General features: G+C 25.2%; 20 protein-coding genes and 1 rRNA gene. All 21 read right to left on the reverse strand.

The annotated features are described in order from the left end of the window. Positions 1 to 184: 184 nt before the first annotated feature. Positions 185 to 1,198 (reverse strand): electron transfer flavoprotein subunit alpha/FixB family protein, encoded by a 1,014-nt coding sequence (locus GIL12_RS08470; RefSeq protein WP_163470054.1) that lies wholly within the window; start codon positions 1,196 to 1,198, stop codon positions 185 to 187. Between the two features lie 59 nt (positions 1,199 to 1,257). Then, entirely contained in the window at positions 1,258 to 2,046 is a 789-nt protein-coding gene (locus GIL12_RS08475) for an electron transfer flavoprotein subunit beta/FixA family protein (RefSeq protein WP_163470055.1), read from the reverse strand. Between the two features lie 45 nt (positions 2,047 to 2,091). Next, on the reverse strand, positions 2,092 to 3,237 hold the full coding sequence (locus GIL12_RS08480) for an acyl-CoA dehydrogenase (protein ID WP_163470056.1): 1,146 nt from the start codon (positions 3,235 to 3,237) through the stop codon (positions 2,092 to 2,094). Between the two features lie 152 nt (positions 3,238 to 3,389). Then, positions 3,390 to 4,601, reverse strand: coding sequence for an acetyl-CoA C-acetyltransferase (locus GIL12_RS08485; protein ID WP_163470057.1), 1,212 nt, complete (start codon positions 4,599 to 4,601; stop codon positions 3,390 to 3,392). Positions 4,602 to 4,865: 264 nt separating this feature from the next. Beyond that, positions 4,866 to 5,705, reverse strand: coding sequence for a 3-hydroxybutyryl-CoA dehydrogenase (locus GIL12_RS08490; RefSeq protein WP_163470058.1), 840 nt, complete (start codon positions 5,703 to 5,705; stop codon positions 4,866 to 4,868). 41 nt (positions 5,706 to 5,746) lie between these two features. Continuing rightward, positions 5,747 to 6,523: an enoyl-CoA hydratase-related protein gene (locus tag GIL12_RS08495; protein ID WP_163470059.1), complete on the reverse strand. Its 777-nt coding sequence runs from the start codon at positions 6,521 to 6,523 to the stop codon at positions 5,747 to 5,749. Positions 6,524 to 7,194: 671 nt separating this feature from the next. Further along, positions 7,195 to 7,677: a 2-C-methyl-D-erythritol 2,4-cyclodiphosphate synthase gene (gene ispF, locus GIL12_RS08500; protein WP_163470060.1), complete on the reverse strand. Its 483-nt coding sequence runs from the start codon at positions 7,675 to 7,677 to the stop codon at positions 7,195 to 7,197. A 2-nt stretch (positions 7,678 to 7,679) separates the two neighbouring features. Continuing rightward, positions 7,680 to 8,666 carry a D-glycero-beta-D-manno-heptose-7-phosphate kinase gene (rfaE1, locus tag GIL12_RS08505; protein ID WP_163470061.1) on the reverse strand — a complete coding sequence of 329 codons (987 nt, stop codon included), beginning with the start codon at positions 8,664 to 8,666 and terminating at the stop codon, positions 7,680 to 7,682. Between the two features lie 55 nt (positions 8,667 to 8,721). Beyond that, the gene (locus GIL12_RS08510) at positions 8,722 to 9,699 is read right to left on the reverse strand and encodes a type II secretion system protein GspD (RefSeq protein WP_163470062.1); all 978 of its coding nucleotides are present in this window, start codon (positions 9,697 to 9,699) and stop codon (positions 8,722 to 8,724) included. A 53-nt stretch (positions 9,700 to 9,752) separates the two neighbouring features. Then, positions 9,753 to 10,262 (reverse strand): prealbumin-like fold domain-containing protein, encoded by a 510-nt coding sequence (locus tag GIL12_RS08515; RefSeq protein ID WP_163470063.1) that lies wholly within the window; start codon positions 10,260 to 10,262, stop codon positions 9,753 to 9,755. Between the two features lie 10 nt (positions 10,263 to 10,272). Next, positions 10,273 to 10,773, reverse strand: a complete 501-nt coding sequence (locus tag GIL12_RS08520) for a hypothetical protein (RefSeq protein ID WP_163470064.1) — start codon at positions 10,771 to 10,773, stop codon at positions 10,273 to 10,275. After that, positions 10,773 to 11,693, reverse strand: a complete 921-nt coding sequence (locus tag GIL12_RS08525) for a hypothetical protein (RefSeq protein ID WP_163470065.1) — start codon at positions 11,691 to 11,693, stop codon at positions 10,773 to 10,775. The genes GIL12_RS08520 and GIL12_RS08525 overlap by 1 nt, the downstream gene beginning before the upstream one ends. Further along, positions 11,647 to 12,249, reverse strand: coding sequence for a hypothetical protein (locus tag GIL12_RS08530; protein ID WP_163470066.1), 603 nt, complete (start codon positions 12,247 to 12,249; stop codon positions 11,647 to 11,649). The genes GIL12_RS08525 and GIL12_RS08530 overlap by 47 nt, the downstream gene beginning before the upstream one ends. Beyond that, positions 12,230 to 12,646, reverse strand: coding sequence for a hypothetical protein (locus GIL12_RS08535; RefSeq protein ID WP_163470067.1), 417 nt, complete (start codon positions 12,644 to 12,646; stop codon positions 12,230 to 12,232). The genes GIL12_RS08530 and GIL12_RS08535 overlap by 20 nt, the downstream gene beginning before the upstream one ends. Then, positions 12,643 to 13,053 carry a hypothetical protein gene (locus GIL12_RS08540; RefSeq protein ID WP_163470068.1) on the reverse strand — a complete coding sequence of 137 codons (411 nt, stop codon included), beginning with the start codon at positions 13,051 to 13,053 and terminating at the stop codon, positions 12,643 to 12,645. The genes GIL12_RS08535 and GIL12_RS08540 overlap by 4 nt, the downstream gene beginning before the upstream one ends. Next, positions 13,050 to 13,514 (reverse strand): prepilin peptidase, encoded by a 465-nt coding sequence (locus GIL12_RS08545; RefSeq protein WP_163470069.1) that lies wholly within the window; start codon positions 13,512 to 13,514, stop codon positions 13,050 to 13,052. The genes GIL12_RS08540 and GIL12_RS08545 overlap by 4 nt, the downstream gene beginning before the upstream one ends. Position 13,515: 1 nt before the next feature. Continuing rightward, positions 13,516 to 13,995, reverse strand: coding sequence for a type II secretion system protein (locus tag GIL12_RS08550; protein ID WP_163470070.1), 480 nt, complete (start codon positions 13,993 to 13,995; stop codon positions 13,516 to 13,518). A gap of 13 nt (positions 13,996 to 14,008) precedes the next feature. Further along, positions 14,009 to 15,151: a type II secretion system F family protein gene (locus GIL12_RS08555; RefSeq protein ID WP_163470071.1), complete on the reverse strand. Its 1,143-nt coding sequence runs from the start codon at positions 15,149 to 15,151 to the stop codon at positions 14,009 to 14,011. After that, the gene (locus GIL12_RS08560) at positions 15,152 to 16,360 is read right to left on the reverse strand and encodes a GspE/PulE family protein (protein WP_163470072.1); all 1,209 of its coding nucleotides are present in this window, start codon (positions 16,358 to 16,360) and stop codon (positions 15,152 to 15,154) included. Next, the gene (locus tag GIL12_RS08565) at positions 16,350 to 16,922 is read right to left on the reverse strand and encodes a hypothetical protein (RefSeq protein ID WP_163470073.1); all 573 of its coding nucleotides are present in this window, start codon (positions 16,920 to 16,922) and stop codon (positions 16,350 to 16,352) included. Before GIL12_RS08565 ends, GIL12_RS08560 begins: the two co-directional genes overlap by 11 nt. A gap of 227 nt (positions 16,923 to 17,149) precedes the next feature. Next, positions 17,150 to 17,248, reverse strand: a 5S ribosomal RNA gene (gene rrf, locus GIL12_RS08570); the annotation flags it as partial.

The raw sequence follows: 17,248 nt of genomic DNA on the forward strand, positions 1-17,248 counted from the left end.
AGAAATAGAATTTTAATTTATAGCAATTTAACAAAAATAAAAATTCCTTCAGCATAAAGCTGAAGGAACAAAAACATTATTTATTTTTTTATTTTTCTCCACCAACACCAGTTGACAAAGAACCTTTATAAATAGCTCTCTAAATAAAAAAATTCCTCTAGCCTAAGCTAGAGGAATAAAAGATTTATTTATTAGCGTTCATTTTTTTCAATTCTTCACCTAATAGAGCAGAGATTTTATTTGCATCTCCTACTATTCCTAAATCTGCTATCTCAAATATTGCAGCTCCTTCATCTTTATTTATAGCAACTATAAATTCAGATTCTTCCATCCCTGCAACGTGTTGGATTGCTCCTGAAATACCACAAGCAAAATAAATGTCTGGTCTTACTGTTTTACCTGTTTGACCAACTTGTCTATCATGTTCTATGTATCCTGCATCTACAGCAGCTCTAGAAGCTGAAACTGTTGCACCTATTTCTTGAGCAAAAGCTTCTAAGTTTTTAAAGTTTTCAGCTGAACCTATTCCTCTTCCACCAGATACTAATATACTAGCTTCTGAAATATCAACTTTATTTTTAGCTTCCTTAACTACTTCTAATACTTTAACTTTTAATTTTGATTTATCTAAATTAAATTCGAATTTTTCAATATCTCCTTTTTTAGATTCATCTCTATCTAATTTTTGCATAACCCCTGGTCTTACTGTTGACATTTGAGGTCTATGGTTTGGAGAAATAATTGTTGCCATTAAATTTCCACCAAAAGCTGGTCTTGTCATTTCTAATCTTTTAAATTCATCATCAGATATTTCTAATTTTGTACAGTCTGCAGTAAGTCCACACGCCATTCTAGATGACACTCTAGGTGCTAAATCTCTTCCTAAAGTTGTAGCTCCAAATAAAACTATTTCTGGTTTTTTTGCATCTATTATAGCTTTAAAAGCTTGAGCATAAGCTTCTGTACTGTATATTTTTAATTCTGGTTTATCTACAACTAGAACTTTATCAGCACCATAAGCTACTAATTCTTTTGCTAATCCTTCTATTCCTGATCCCATTAATGCTGCAGTAACAGGTACATTTAATTTTTCAGCTAATTCTTTTGCTTTTCCTATTAATTCTATCCCTACTTTTTGTAATTGCCCGTCTCTTTGTTCAGCAAATACAAGTATTCCTTTATAATCGCTTAAATTCATTATCCTATCTCCTTTTCTCAAGAATTTTTCTTCGTCTCTAACTATATTTCGTTTTTAAACTATATAACGAATTTTTCTTTTAGTTTTTCTACAATTAAACTTACAGCTTGTTTTGTATCTAAGTCATTAAATACTTTTCCTGCTTGTTTTGCACCTTTTGTAAATGATTTTTTAACTTGTGTTGGAGAACCTTTTAATCCTAGTTTTTCTGCATCTATTTTTACATTTTCAGTTGTCCAAACTTCAACCTCTTTATCAAATGCATCAACTATATTTCCAACTCTCATATATCTAGGTTGATTAGCTTCTGACAATACTGTTACTAGTGCTGGTAATTCAGCTTCTAATAAGTAATATCCATCTTCTACTACTCTTTTAACTTTAATTGTTTTTGTTGCATCGTTATACTCTAATTCTTTTAAATAAGAGATTTGAGGTATTCCTAAATGTTCTGCGATTTGTGGTCCTACTTGAGCAGTATCCCCATCAATAGCTTGTCTTCCAGCTATAATTAAATCATAGTCTATTTCTCTTAAAGCTGCTGCTAGAGCATTTGATGTTGCTAAAGTATCTGCCCCTGCAAATTTTCTATCTGTTAATAGTATTGCTCTATCAACACCCATAGCATAAGCTTCTCTTAAAACTGCATCTGCTTGGGGAGGTCCCATTGTGATTACTGTTATATGAGCTCCATATGCTTCTTTTAATTTTAATGCTTCTTCTAGTCCACCTTTATCATCAGGGTTCATTATACTAGGAACTCCGTCTCTAATTAATGTTCCTTTTACTGGATCTAGTTTTATTTCTGTTGTATCTGGAACTTGTTTTATACAAACTACTATATTCATTTTCTATCCTCCAATATTTTTCAATATGTTCATTACCTTTTATTCTTATCTAAATAAATTTCCTGCTATTACCATTCTTTGAACTTCAGAAGTTCCTTCATAGATTTCAGTTATTTTAGCATCTCTCATCATTCTTTCAACTGGATATTCTCTTGTATATCCGTATCCACCATGGAATTGTACAGCTTTTGTAGTTACTTCCATAGCTGTTTCAGCTGCAAATAATTTAGCTCTTGCTGCGTCTACACTATATGGTAATCCTGCACTTTCTTTCCAAGCTGCTTTATAAACAAATAATCTTGAAGCTTCTACTTTTACTTCCATATCAGCGATTTGGAATTGAGTATTTTGGAATTTAGCTATAGCTCTTCCAAATTGTTTTCTTTCTTTAGTATAAGCTACAACTTCATCTAAAGCTCCTTGAGCTAATCCTAAAGCTTGAGAAGCTATCCCTATTCTTCCTCCATCAAGAGTCATCATAGCAATTTTAAATCCTTTTCCTTCTTTTCCTAATAAGTTTTCATGTGGTAATCTAACATCTTCAAATATTAATTCACAAGTTGCAGATCCTCTTATTCCTAATTTTTTCTCTTTTTTACCAATTGAGAATCCTGGAGTTCCCTTTTCAATAATGAAAGAAGAAATTCCTTTAAGTCCTTTAGATCTATCTGTCATAGCAAAAATAACATAAACGTCTGCATATCCTGCATTTGTTATGAATATTTTTGATCCGTTAATTATCCATTCATTTGTTTCGGGATCTAAGTGAGCTGTAGTTTGTTGCCCTGCAGCATCTGTACCTGCATTAGGTTCAGTTAATCCAAAAGCTCCAATCCATTCCCCTTTTGCCATTTTAGGAACGTATTTTTGTTTTTGTTCTTCTGTACCAAAATGTAATATTGGCCATAATCCTAAAGATGTATGAGCTGATACTATAACTCCTGTTGTTCCGCAAACTCTTGATAATTCTTCAACAGCCATTGCGTACATTAGGTTATCTCCACCTGCTCCTCCATATTCTTTTGGAACTGGTATTCCCATTATTCCTATTTCTGCCATTTTTTTAACAGTTTCAGTTGGGAATCTTTCCTCTTCGTCTACTTCAGCAGCCAAAGGTTTTACTTCTTTTTCAGCAAATTCTCTTATCATTTGTCTGAAAAGTTCATGTGTTTTAGGTATATTGAATTCCATTCTCTCTAATCCTCCTATATTTTTTTGACTAAAAATCCTCATTAACTATTTTACTACATTTCAATCTATTTGTGCAACATTTTTTTATAATCAAAACTTATCGATGATACATCACCGATAAGTTTTAAATTTATTTATTTTTATAAAGAGTTCTATTTAGCTCTTTTTAAAATTACTGCTACTGACATTCCTCCACCTATACATAAAGTTGCTAATCCATAAGTAAGATCTCTTTTTTCCATTTCATATAATAGAGTTACTAGAATTCTATTTCCTGAACATCCAACTGGATGACCTATTGCTATTGCTCCACCATTTACATTAGTTCTTTCAAGCATCCATTCTTTAGTTACATCATGTTCTTTACAAACTTCTCTTAAAACTCCTAAAGATTGAGATGCAAAGGCTTCATTTAATTCAAATAATTCTATGTCTTTAAGTTTTAAACCAGATTTTTTAATTACGTCTCTTATTGCTGCAACTGGTCCCATTCCCATAATTGCAGGATCTACTCCACCTTGTCCAACTGCAAATACTTCTGCTTTTGCAGTTAAGTTATTTTCTTTTAAAGCTTCTTCAGAAGCTAATAATACTGCTGATGCCCCATCATTTATTCCAGAAGCATTCCCTGCTGTTACACTTCCATCTTTCTTAAATGCTGGTCTTAATTTAGCTAGTCTTTCTGGTGTAGATTTTCTATTTGGATGTTCATCTCTTGCAAACATTTTTGTTTCTTTTTTTCCTACTTTAACTTCTATTGGAACTATTTCATCGTCAAATCTTCCAGAATCAACTGCTGCTATAGCTCTTCTTTGAGATTCATATGCAAATGCATCTTGTTCTTCTCTAGAAATATTATATTTTTCTACTATGTTTTCAGCTGTTATTCCCATGTGATATCCGTGGAATGCATCTGTTAATGCATCTGAAATCATGTGATCAATTAATTTTAAATCTCCCATTTTAACACCAGTTCTTGCTTTTGCAGGTAGAACAAATCCAGCTTGAGACATTGATTCTACTCCACCAGCTAAAATTAAATTAGATTGTCCACATTTAATTTCGCAATAAGCTAAATAAACTGATTTTAATCCAGAACCACAAATCATATTAATTGAATATCCTGGAACTTCTTGAGGAACTCCAGCTTTTATTGATGATTGTCTTCCTATTCCTTGTTTATGTCCTGCATGTAAAACATTTCCCATAACAACTTCATCAAGTTTTGCAGGATCTATTTTAGTTTCATCTATTATTGCTTTTACTATATGAGCCCCTAAATCCCCTGGTGCTACATCTTTAAGACTTCCTAGAAAACTTCCAACTGCTGTTCTTTTCGCTTCTACTAAGTATACTTTTGACATTTTTCCTCCTAAATTTAATTTCTATTTTGATTTCAATATTTAAATATTAAACTTTTTTCAATAAAATTTAATATATTAACTTCAGTAATAAAAAAAACCATCTTCTAATTATATTGTAAATTATGTTTTTTTAAAAATATATTTTATATATATTTAAACTCTTTTGATTTAATTTTAATCTATATGAACTTTTTGCGTTCAAAAAATGTTGAGTTTAAGAAACAAATTTTTAATATTTTTTTGGTTTTCTATTATATTTTTAATTTATTTTGAGTAGTTATAGAAACCTTCTCCTGTTTTCATTCCTAATTTATGTCCACGAACCATTTTTCTTAATAATGGATGAGGTCTATATTTTGTGTCTCCCATTTCATTGTATAAAACTTCCATTATAGCTAAACAAACATCTAATCCTATTAAATCCCCTAAAGCTAATGGTCCGATTGGATGGTTACAACCTAATTTCATTGCAGAATCTATACCTTCAACACTTGCAACACCTTCAGCATAAATACCTATAGCTTCGTTTATCATTGGAATTAATATTCTATTAACTACAAATCCTGGAGCTTCATCAACTTGAACTGGAACTTTTCCAATTGCTTCTGAAATTTCCTTTATTTTTTCAACAATTTCTTTAGGAGTATTTAGTCCTGCTATTACTTCTACTAATTTCATTACTGGTACTGGATTAAAGAAATGCATTCCTATTACTGGTCTTTTTAATCCTGATCCAATTTCAGTTATTGATAATGATGAAGTGTTAGTTGCGAAAATTGTTTCATCCTTACAAATTTCATCTAATTCTCTAAAAGTTTGTCTTTTTATTTCCATATTTTCAATAGCAGCTTCAATAACTAAATCGCAATCTTTACAGATTTCTTTTGTTCCTGTAGATATTCTTTCTAGTATTTCATTTACCACAGATGCTTCCATTTTACCTTTAGAAACTTTTCTTTCTAACCCTTTAGCTATTTTAGCTTTTCCTTTTGCTGCAAACTCTTCATTAATATCACATAACATTACTTCGCATCCATTAGCTTGTGCAAATGTTTGTGCAATACCTGAACCCATTGTTCCTGCTCCAATAACACCTATCTTCATTTTAAATCCTCCTCATATATTTTAATTAATAATTTATTTGTTTATTTGTTTGTAAAACCTTCCACTTTTCTTTTTTCTAAAAAGGCCTTCATTCCATTTTTTTGATCTTCAGTTTCAAAACAACTTCCAAATAGTTTTTCTTCTATAACGATAGCATTATCCATGTCCAATGAAATTCCATCATTTATAGCTTTTTTAGAAGCTCTAACAGCTATTGGAGCATTTCTGACTATTTTTTTTGCTATTTTTTTTGCTTCATCTAACAATTCATCAGCAGAACAAACTTTATTAACTAACCCTATTCTATAAGCTTCTTCAGCTTTTATATTAGAAGCTGTATATATCATCTCTTTTGCCTTTCCTATACCAACAACTCTAGCTAACCTTTGAGTTCCACCAAATCCTGGAGTTATTCCTAAACCTACTTCAGGTTGACCAAATAAGGCATTTTCAGAACAAATTCTTATATCACAGCTTAATGATAATTCACAACCTCCACCAAGAGCGAATCCATTAACAGCTGCTATTACTGGAATCGGAAATGTTTCTATTTTTCTAAAAACATCGTTTCCTATTTTTCCAAAATTTTCTCCTTCTGCTTTGCTCAATAAACTCATTTCAGAAATGTCTGCTCCTGCAACAAAAGATTTAGCTCCTGCTCCTGTTAAAATAAGAGCTCTTGTTTTTTCCAAATCCACAGCATCCACAACTTTATTTAGTAATTCTAAAACTTCAGTATTTAAAGCATTTAAAGCTTTAGGACGATTAATTGTAACTACCCCTATAAAACCCTCTTGCTCATATGTAACAAATTCCATAAAATTTCCTCCTTAATATATTAATGAATTTGATAACTTTTTCATCATTTTCAAGATAAATTTTTGCTTTTAGATTTGTACAATTTTTTTTAAAATATCCTTTTTTTTAAATATAACTAATTATATTGCAATTTCACTTATTTTAAAAATATATTTTATATATATCTTCTCGCTTTTAAAAAAAATAATATAAATTTGGTTTTTTTTAACTCATCAGTCTTAATACTATGTTTTAAATTTCATTACGATACATTATATTTTTAAATAGATCTTTTTTTTATCTTTAAAAGCATATAAACCACTTATTTTTATGCTTAAATTTATATTTTATACACCTTTTAAAAAAAATCTTATATGTTTTTCTCCTATAACATAGTCTAAAACATCATTTTCTTTATTATTTAGCATAATAAATACTCTAAAATAATTACTATTTCTAAAAATAAATGCTCAAAGAATTGAAAAAATTTCTTTAAAATATTTTTAGAAAGCTTAAAATTTATCCATAAACACTATTATTAATATATTCCTTCTATTAAATTTAGATTATTTTTTTATTATGATATAAAAACTTTCTTGAAATTTATTAATTCTTTAAAAAAGCCTCAAATATTAGGGCTTATCTAATATTTGAGGTCACTTCATAGGAAATTCAAAAATCTGTTTTCCAATTATAACTTATCTTTTTTTAATATGACAACACAATAACTCTTTATTCCTTCTTCTCTTCCTGTAAATCCAAGGTTTTCTTCTGTTGTTGCTTTTATACTTATCTTAGATATATCTACATCTAAAACTTCAGATATATTTTTTCTCATAATATTTAAATAATTCTTCAATTTCGGTCTTTGAGCTATAATAATAGAATCTAAATTCCCTATTTTATAATTTTTTTCATTCATTAATTCTTTTGTTTTTTTTAATAAAACTAAACTATCTATATTTAAATATTTATTATCATCATCTGGAAAGTGCTGTCCTATATCTCCTAAAGCTAAGGCTCCTAATATAGCATCAATAATAGCATGAATTAACACATCTGCATCTGAGTGTCCTAAAAGTCCTTTCTCATAAGGAATTTCAATTCCCCCTAAAATTAATTTTCTTCCAATTACTAATTTATGTACATCATATCCATTTCCTATTCTAATCATAATTAATCTACTTCTCCATATATTTCATTATAAAAATCTATTATCTCTTCTTTAGTAGCAGTTGATGTTCCTATTTTCCCAACTACTATTCCTGCTGCTGTATTTGCTATCTTAGCAGCTTCCTCCCAAGTAGCACCAGCTGATCTTGATAAAGTATATAGAGAGATAACTGTATCCCCAGCACCTGTTACATCAAACACTTCCTTTGCAAAAGTAGGTATACTAGTTATTCCATTTTCATCATATAAACTAACACCCTCTTCACTTCTTGTAATTAGTAAGTTGTCTAATTTTAAAATATCTCTAATTTTCATTCCAACTTCATCTATATCTTTTGTATTTGAATCTTTTAAACATAAAAAAGCTTCCTTTTTGTTAGGAGTCATAGAAGATGCTCCTATATAATTTTTTATATTTGAAGGTTTAGGATCAACAGTTACTATTTTATTATTTTTTTTTGCCAATTTTATTATCTCTTTAGATAATCTTGGAGTTAATACACCTTTATTATAATCTGACAAAATTATAGCATCTATCTTATTAATATTTTCTTTTATTTCTTTAATAATTATATCTTCCAATGACCTATCTATATTACTAGTATCTTCCCAATCAATTCTTAATAATTGTTGATTTCCACCTAAAATTCTCCTCTTAACAATAGTTGGTCTTTCTGTACTCTTTATTATCCCAGAAATATCAACTCCCTTTGCCTCCATTGAATTTAATAACTTATCTCCATCTATATCATCTCCAATAATACCATAACAATAAGTTTTCACTCCTAGTGTTGATAAATTATTTATTACGTTTCCAGCCCCTCCTAATACAAATTTTTCTTTTTTTATTAAAACTACAGGAACTGGTGCTTCAGGTGAAATCCTTTCAACACTTCCAATTAGGTAATCATCTAACATTATATCCCCAACAACAGCAATTTTTAATTTATTAAAATTAGAAAGTATTGCTTTGAATCTGTTTTTATTCATAAACTCCTCCAATTCAAATTTATATCTAATATTCTACTAAGAATTTCAAATAATATCAATACTTATTCTGATTTTTAATTATATCTACCTTCAGTTTTATATATAAATCTACTTTTTCCCTTTCCTTTGATTTATATTTGAATAAATTTCCTACTAGTGGTATTGAAGAAATAATCGGAACTTTGTTTATACTTTTTTTAAGCACTTCTTTTTTTAATCCTCCTATTAATATCTCATTTCCTTCTTTTACTTTTAGAGTGGTTTTTAGTATCCTTGAAATTTTAGACCCTTCATTTAAATTTACACTATCTAAATTACTTGATTTAAAATCACTAGATTCAATCTCTAATTTTAAATTAATTAATTCTTCACTCATAATTTCTGGAATGACTCTCAAAACTATTCCAGCTTCTTTAAAGATAGGATAATAGGTTATTTTATTGTTTTCTGTTTCTTCTTTTTCTTGCCCTACTATTTTTTCCTCAGTTATTTTTATCTCACCAATTTCCCCATTAACAGTTACTATGCTTGGAACAGAAGTTATTTTTAAATCTTGCGTTGTCTGTAATAAATCTAAACTAAATTTTAAAAACTCCTTATCATTTTTAAAGGTCTTTAGTAAACTAGCAAAGGTTGAATAAGATTTATCTATACCTACCATTCCATTATTATCTAAAATTTTAAAACCTAATTTATTATTTTCAAAGTTTATATTCTCATCATATATCCATGAAAAGCCTAGTTTTTCAAATAAATTTTCTGTAACATCAATTATTTTTGCAGTTATTCTAACTTGCCTATTGTTATTATCTATACTATTTAAATATTTTTTTATCTTATTTACTTTTTCTTCCTTTCCACTTATATAAACTATATTTTCTTTTAAATTTTTACTAATATTTACCATATTCTTTTTTTCCTGCAATAATTCATTAATATCTATTTCTTTTAAATTATTAATCTTGACTTTTCTGATTATAAAATCATCATTTTGTTTCTTAAAATCTCTATTTTTTATATTTGTTTGTTCCATAGAAATCCTAATTGTATTATTATTTTTATTAACCTCTAAAAGTTCTCCTTCAGTTATATAACCATTTTTTTTAAAGAAATAAAATATATTCCATATGGAATATTATCTAATATAAATTTACCATTCTCATCAGAAATATATTTTTTGTATTTTTCTCCAACTATATTGATTTCAACACCGGATAAATTAGTATTATATTTTTTATCATATACACTTCCTATAACCATCCCTTCACTACTATTCTTTAGTGATTCTTTTGTTATGTATATATATTTATTTTTCTCTTCTATAATATAATGATATTTATAACAACATATTTTTAATATATCATAAATACTTCTATCTTTAGCACTTTTTTCTATGCTAATTTTTTCATTTTCTATATTAGCGTCTGGTATAATTACTATATTTGATTTAGAGGTTAATTTCATACAAAAATCTTTTACTTTTATATTGTTTTCTTCTTTTAAATAACTTATTTCTTTCGTCTTTTCTATTAAATTGGGACTTGCTAATAATAATTGTGTTATTAATATAAATAATACTTTGCTTATCAACTTCATTTTTCTCCTTTTAATCCCTTAAAATATTTCCTTCTAAATTTATAGTTGCTATTATTTCATCACCTTTTTCTTCAATATAAAAATTCTCTCCACTTAAAAAAACTTTTTTATCCTTTTCAATTTCATTTAAAAAGCTTACAAAATTATATAGTTTTCCTTTTAAATTATAAGAAACTAGCACACTATTTTTTTTTAATATACTTCTTCCTGTATATAGTATTTGTATTTTATTTTTTCTCATATAAGAATTTATATAACTATTGTACTCTCCTAAATTTTTAAATGTTTTAGTTTTATAATTGATATTTTTATCATTTAAATGATTTTTGTTATCTAAACATTCTTTTAATTTTTCTTTTAAATTTTTATTTTCTTTTGTTAAATCATTAATTTCTTTTAGTTTTACTTTTATTTCTCTTTTTACTTCAACAATATTAGTTACTGGCTTTATAACAAAAACATAACTAATTATAAAAAAAATTATTACAATTTTTCCATTATTAATTTTCATTAATTTACCTCAATTTCTAAAGAGAATATATATTTTCCATTTTTCAAATATATATAATCATATTTTATACATTTAACCCTGCTATCACTATCAACTATTTTTATAAATTCAGATAAAAAAAATTCCTCTTTAACAAAACCTTCAACATTAATCATTCTATTGTTTAGTTTATATTTTTGAATGAAAATATTTTCATTCAAAAAGCTTAATAAAATAAAAAAATTCTTTTTTATTTTATTTTTTTTATCTATTTTTATTTCTTTTGAATTTGTATTTACTTTATTATTAACAATCTTATTTATCTTAGATTTTGTTTTATAATTCTCTTCTTGAATTTTTTGTTTTTTAATTTCCACCAGTTCTAGTGTATCTTTTAGTTTTCTAAAATATATTTCAGTTCCTAAAAAAATAATCCCAAGAATAATTAATATTCCTATTAACTTATAATTAATTCCATTTATCTGTTTCAAAATTAAATCATAATCATTAATTAAACATTTTGAATTTAGGTTTATACAAATAGAGTTAACTATTATTTTATTATCCAGGGAATATTCTATTATTTTCTCAATAAATTCCCTATCAAAAAAATATATAATATATTTATTTTGTATCTTATAATATTTTATAAAACATTGATCTCTTTCTTTTTTTAGTTCTTCTATACAAATTTCTTGAATATAATTTTCTATTTTAAATATCTCTTCTTCATAAACTTCTTTCTTTATATAAATATCCTCTTCAAGGGAAATAATTATTTTTTTATTTTTAATTTTATTTTTGATTTTATTGTAAGATTTTTTTGAAATTAAATTTTGTGAATAAAATTTGAAAATTAATTCTTTTTTATGATTATATATTTTTAGATTATTTTTAGAAAACCCTATATAAACTACTTCCTTCAAATCCTTTTTTAACATAAACTGCTCCTATTTCTAAATCTAAGTTTTTAGTTATATCTAAATCTCTGTCATATACATAGCTAGAATTAATATGAGTTTCTATTTCTAAATTATCACTAGTTTCTTTTCCAATAGATCCTTTATAATATTTTTTAATGAAAATCACTGTTATTTTATTTGTTTGATTATACTCTGAAAAATTTTTTATTATTGACTTATAATTGTTGTTGTTTTTCTCATCAATATCATATATTACCTTATTATTTTTTGAAATTTTTTTTATTATAAACCCATTATCTGTTTCAGGTTCTGATTGTTTTATATTTAAATTCCAAATAATTTCTCCATCTTTTTTTATTATATATTCTGCTCCCATGTGTTTCTCCAAATACTGTTTATAATATTCACATAATATTGCTTTATTATTTATTTCTTTTTTATTTTGTAGAATAAAGCATTTTTCGTATTCTTTTTTTAGTATAAAACAAGTTATTGTAGAAATCCAACTTAATAAAATCATCAAAAATATAGTTATTGTTATATTTCCAGATCTTTTATCTTTTAAAAAATACATAATCAACCCTTTCGTCTTTAAACTTTGTCTTCACTATTAATAAGTTTTTTTCAACATAAAATTCTCCCCAGATATTTTCAATATAAACATCTTCTTTTTTAAACTGTTCTTTTTTTATTAATTTCAAATCTTGTGTAAATTTATATGTGCTTATAACTTTATTATTTTCCACCGTTAACTCTTTTTTGTTTTCAACTTTAATTATTTTTGAAATTTCTATATTTTCTCTGAAAATTTCTAACACTCTATAATATTCCCTACTATTTGCACTTAAAGATATTACTTTTTGATTTATTTTAAATGATATTAGTACAACTTTTAAAAAGCAATATGAAAAAGCAAAAAAAATATTCAAAGAAATTAATGCTTCTATTAAAAAAAAACCTTTCTTTTTCATTTAATATTCTCCAATATAATTTTCATCTTCTTATCATTTAATAAATAACTTAAATATTTAAATTTTCCAATTTCAATATTATCTAATAGTATAGTTTTTTCTTTTAATTTTACTTCTTTTAATTCTATATATTTATAAACCCCTAAATAATAGCTATTATCACTAGTTTCTATAAAATATTTATTTCCTATTTTTTTCAATCTATAATCATTTATTCCTTTATTAAAATAGATATCTCTTTTTAAAACATTTATTAAATTATTTTCAATAATTTTTTCCTCATAGCTATTCCTTACCATCTTTAAAATATTAAAATTAAAATTAAATACTATTATAAAATCTAATACTATTATAAAAAATAAAGTTAAAGATATTGTAACCTCTAATATGTTCCCCTTTATTTTCATATAATTTCCTCTAAAATCTTTAAGATAAAATATGATGAAATTATTATAGGGGCAAATGCAAGTTGGGTTTCTACTGAATTTCTTTTTCTTCTTACTTTGACTACTATTAAATAAATAAAAATTCCTATTATAGAAATAATATTATAATATGTCATTACTTCGAAAATAGAGGTGTAACTATTATAGAAACCTATTGACATCATTAGTTTAACATCTCCAAATCCAATCAATTCTACTTTATAAATTTCACTTATATATCCATAAATAAATAATAAAATTATTGGATATACTCCCATCCCTATAAAAGAAGCTTCAAAACTAAAATTGAAAAATATTATCTTTAGCATTTTTAAAAATATTATTCCTAAATTTAAAGTGTTTGGTATAATATAATTTTTAGAGTCTATATAGCATATGAAGATTAAGTCTATTATAAATAAAATATTTATAATCATTGCCATATTATAGTTCTCCCCATTTATAATTATTAATACTATAATCTCCCATGGCATCACCTTTTTCTATCCAAATATTAATCCCATCTGGAGTTAGAGAGTCATTTTTAAATGTATACTTTACTTGTCCTCCTAATTTTATTTCTCCATTTTTTTCTTTTCTACTTCCACCTATTTCTTGCTTTATTTCACTTTCTTCATCCTTTTCTAAAGAATCTATTTTCCCATTAAAATATTTTTCTAATTTTTCAAAATCTTCCCATGTTACATATTTTTTTATTTCATCTCCATAAACTCCAATTGGGGTTCCTTCATCCAAATAATACATTTGAGAAGCCATCCTTAATACTGATAAATTTGACATAACTTTAACATCTTTTGATTTAGCTAAATAGATTGATACTTTCGGGATAATAAAACTTGACATTATCCCTATTATTGCAATTACAACTAATGTTTCTACTAATGTAAATCCTTTGTTTTTCATTAAATCACCTCTCTCATATGTTATCTATTACTTTTAATAAAGGAAAATATATTCCTTTAAAAATAAATAAAATTACTAGTCCTATTATGATGATTGTAAAAGGTTCTAGTAATTTTATAATTATTTCTATTTTGTTTTCTATATTTTTTTTATTATTTTTATGGATTATTTCTAAAACCTTTATAAAATCTCCAGACTGTTCTCCTAATTTAATAAATCCCAATTCGCTTTTGTTAAATAAGTTAGTATTATCAAAAGACTCTTCTATACTTTTCCCTGATTCAAAATCAAATAATAAGTTTTTTAATTTTTCTTTAAAATTTTTATTAGGTTCTTCATTTTTTAATATTTTAATTGAGTATACTAAATCTATATTAGAATTTAACAGTATCAATAACGCCTCTAAAAAATTATCTTTATAAAAAGTTATTATTAAATCATTTAGAAATTTAATTTTGAATCCTAAATTTCTAAAAAAACTATTCTTTTTCAAATTTTTAAATATTTTTTTTGTTACTAAAAATAATAATCCTAGAATATAAAAATTATCAGAAAACCAAATTATTAACATTGTTGTTTTAGAAACCTCTATTTTCATTTCTTTTAGCATATCTACAAAATTAGGTAAAATTAATTTCCCAAAAAAAATAAAAATTACAAATATAAATCCCATTAATATTTTGGGATAAATCATTATTTTTTTTAATTTATTCTTAAAATTAATTCTGTTTTTTAATCTATTTTCTATTATGAGTAATGACTCCATTAAATTTCCAGATTCTTCTCCTGATTTTAATATAATTAAATCTATTTTCTTCAAATTTAAGCCACTATTTTTAAAAATAAATTCTATTTTTTCTCCATTTTTCAACGAACTTTTCATTCTTTTAATATAACTTTTTATTCGTTTATCTTTTGAAAACGAGTCAATAGCATCATAGAATTGATAGCCACTTTCTACAAATATTCTTAACTTTGTAAAAAAAAATAATATTTCCTTTTCATTAATAATATTTTTTTTTAAAAGAATACTTTTTATTAAAAACTGATCTCTACTTTTCAACTCTTTTTTTAAGTCATTTTTAGATAGTTCGTTATTGAAAACTATCCTTTTCTTTCCTTGCTTATTTAATATTAATGATATATATCTATTCATTCAAATCACTCTCAATAATTCATCTAAAGACGTTTCCCCTTGAAAAACTAATTTTAATCCGTCTAAAAAAATAGAGTCCGATGTTGCTTCAAAAAAATTTGAGATATTTTTATCTGTTAAATCCTCGCAAAAATTCTGTTTTTTCTTCAATAAAAACTCAGATATTGGAATTCTATCTATATATCCTGTTTGATTGCAAAAACTACATCCTTTTCTTTTATATATTTTCTTTCCTCTGAAATTAATTTCTGATAAATTTAAATTTTTTATTTTATCTAAATAATCTCTATCTATTACCTTACAATGAGGACAAAGTTTTCTTATTAGCTTTTGACTAAAAACTCCTGTTATACCTTCATATAATAAATCAATATTTATCCCTAAATCTTGTAATCTTTTTAAAGAGCTAACACTGTTTTTGCTATGAATAGTTGATAATATTAAATGTCCTGTCAATGAAGCTGTTAATGCAACTGATGCAGTTGCATTATCCCTTATTTCCCCTATTGCTATCACATCTGCATCTTGTCTTAAAATAATTTTTAATAATTTAGAAAAACTTAACCCAAGATCTTCATTACATTGAATTTGATTTATACCTTCTATTACATACTCAACTGGGTCTTCCACTGTTACTATATTTCTGTCCTCTGTATTTATTTCGTTTAAAATAGAATACAATGAAGTTGTTTTCCCGCTACCCATAGGTCCTGATATTAGAATTAAGCCAGATTTTTTATTTAAACATTTTAAAAAATTTTTATAAATTTCTTCATTAAATCCTAAATCTATCAACGATTTTATTATTTTTTTTCTTTTTAATATCCTTACTGATATTTTTTCTCCAAAATAAACTGGAATTATTGATATTCTAAAATCATAGGCATTATCACCATATACTCCATTAAAACGTCCTTCTTGGGGAATTCTTTTTTCAGCAATGTCCAACCCACATATAATTTTTATTCTAGAAAGTAGTGACTTATATTTCTCTAAATCATATTTTCCAAATTCCATTAATTCACCTAATTGTCTGTATCTTATTCTAAAAAAATTTTCCCCAGGCTCAATATGTATATCACTTGAGTTATTATTAATAGCTTGTTGAAAAAAATAATTTATAAAAGAATCAATATAAGATTTAGACATAATTTTTATATTACGATAATCTAAAATATACAGTTGTTTTCTTTCTTCATTAATAATCATTTATTTTCAGCCATCCCTCTTTCATAAACTTTTCATTTTTATAATTTTTTATAATCATTTCCTCACTCATAATCTTTGGATATAAGGATTTATAAATATTTATTTTTATAATTTGACTTGTTCTAAATGTATAAAAGGAAATTCTATATATAGATCTTTTTTCACTAAATATATATATAGTAAAACTTTTATCTAAATTAGAATCTATGGTTGAACTAAATACAAATTTGTTTTGATATTTCCCATCATATGGTATTCTATAATTTAATATCTTAGGTAATTTTATGATTTCAATAGGATTTTTATTTATTAAATTATATATCTTTATTTCTTTTGTATCTGTGTCAAATAACAATTTATACTCTTCATTTCTAAATGACTTTGAAGAATATCTATCTACGATATTGACTATTTTAACAATTGCTTCTTTTATTTTTAATCTTTTATTTAAATTATTAACTTTAAAAATACTAAAAGAAATTATTGTTGTAATAATAAATATATAAACCGTGTATTCAATTATTGTAAATCCTTTTTTTTTAGACTTGTTATATCTTTTCATAGATTAATACTAGCACAAAATTTAAAATTTTAAAACAATTTTTTTGATTTTTTATCAAATAAATTAAAAAAAACTATTATTTTTTTATATTTTATTTTTTTAATCATACAAGTTTATTTGATTTCCACATTATTTTTATTTCTTATTATAATAACCGAAAAGAGAGCATGAATTTATTCATGCTCTCTTTTTAATATAATAAATATTTTTCCAAAAAATAAAAAAAAGATTGGCAAGTACTTATCCTCCCAGAGGGCTGCCCCCCAAGTACTTTCAGCGTTTATGAGCTTAACTTCTAGGTTCGGTATGTTACTAGGTGTACCCTC

The organism is Fusobacterium sp. IOR10 (genome assembly GCF_010367435.1).
Lineage (GTDB): Bacteria > Fusobacteriota > Fusobacteriia > Fusobacteriales > Fusobacteriaceae > Fusobacterium_B.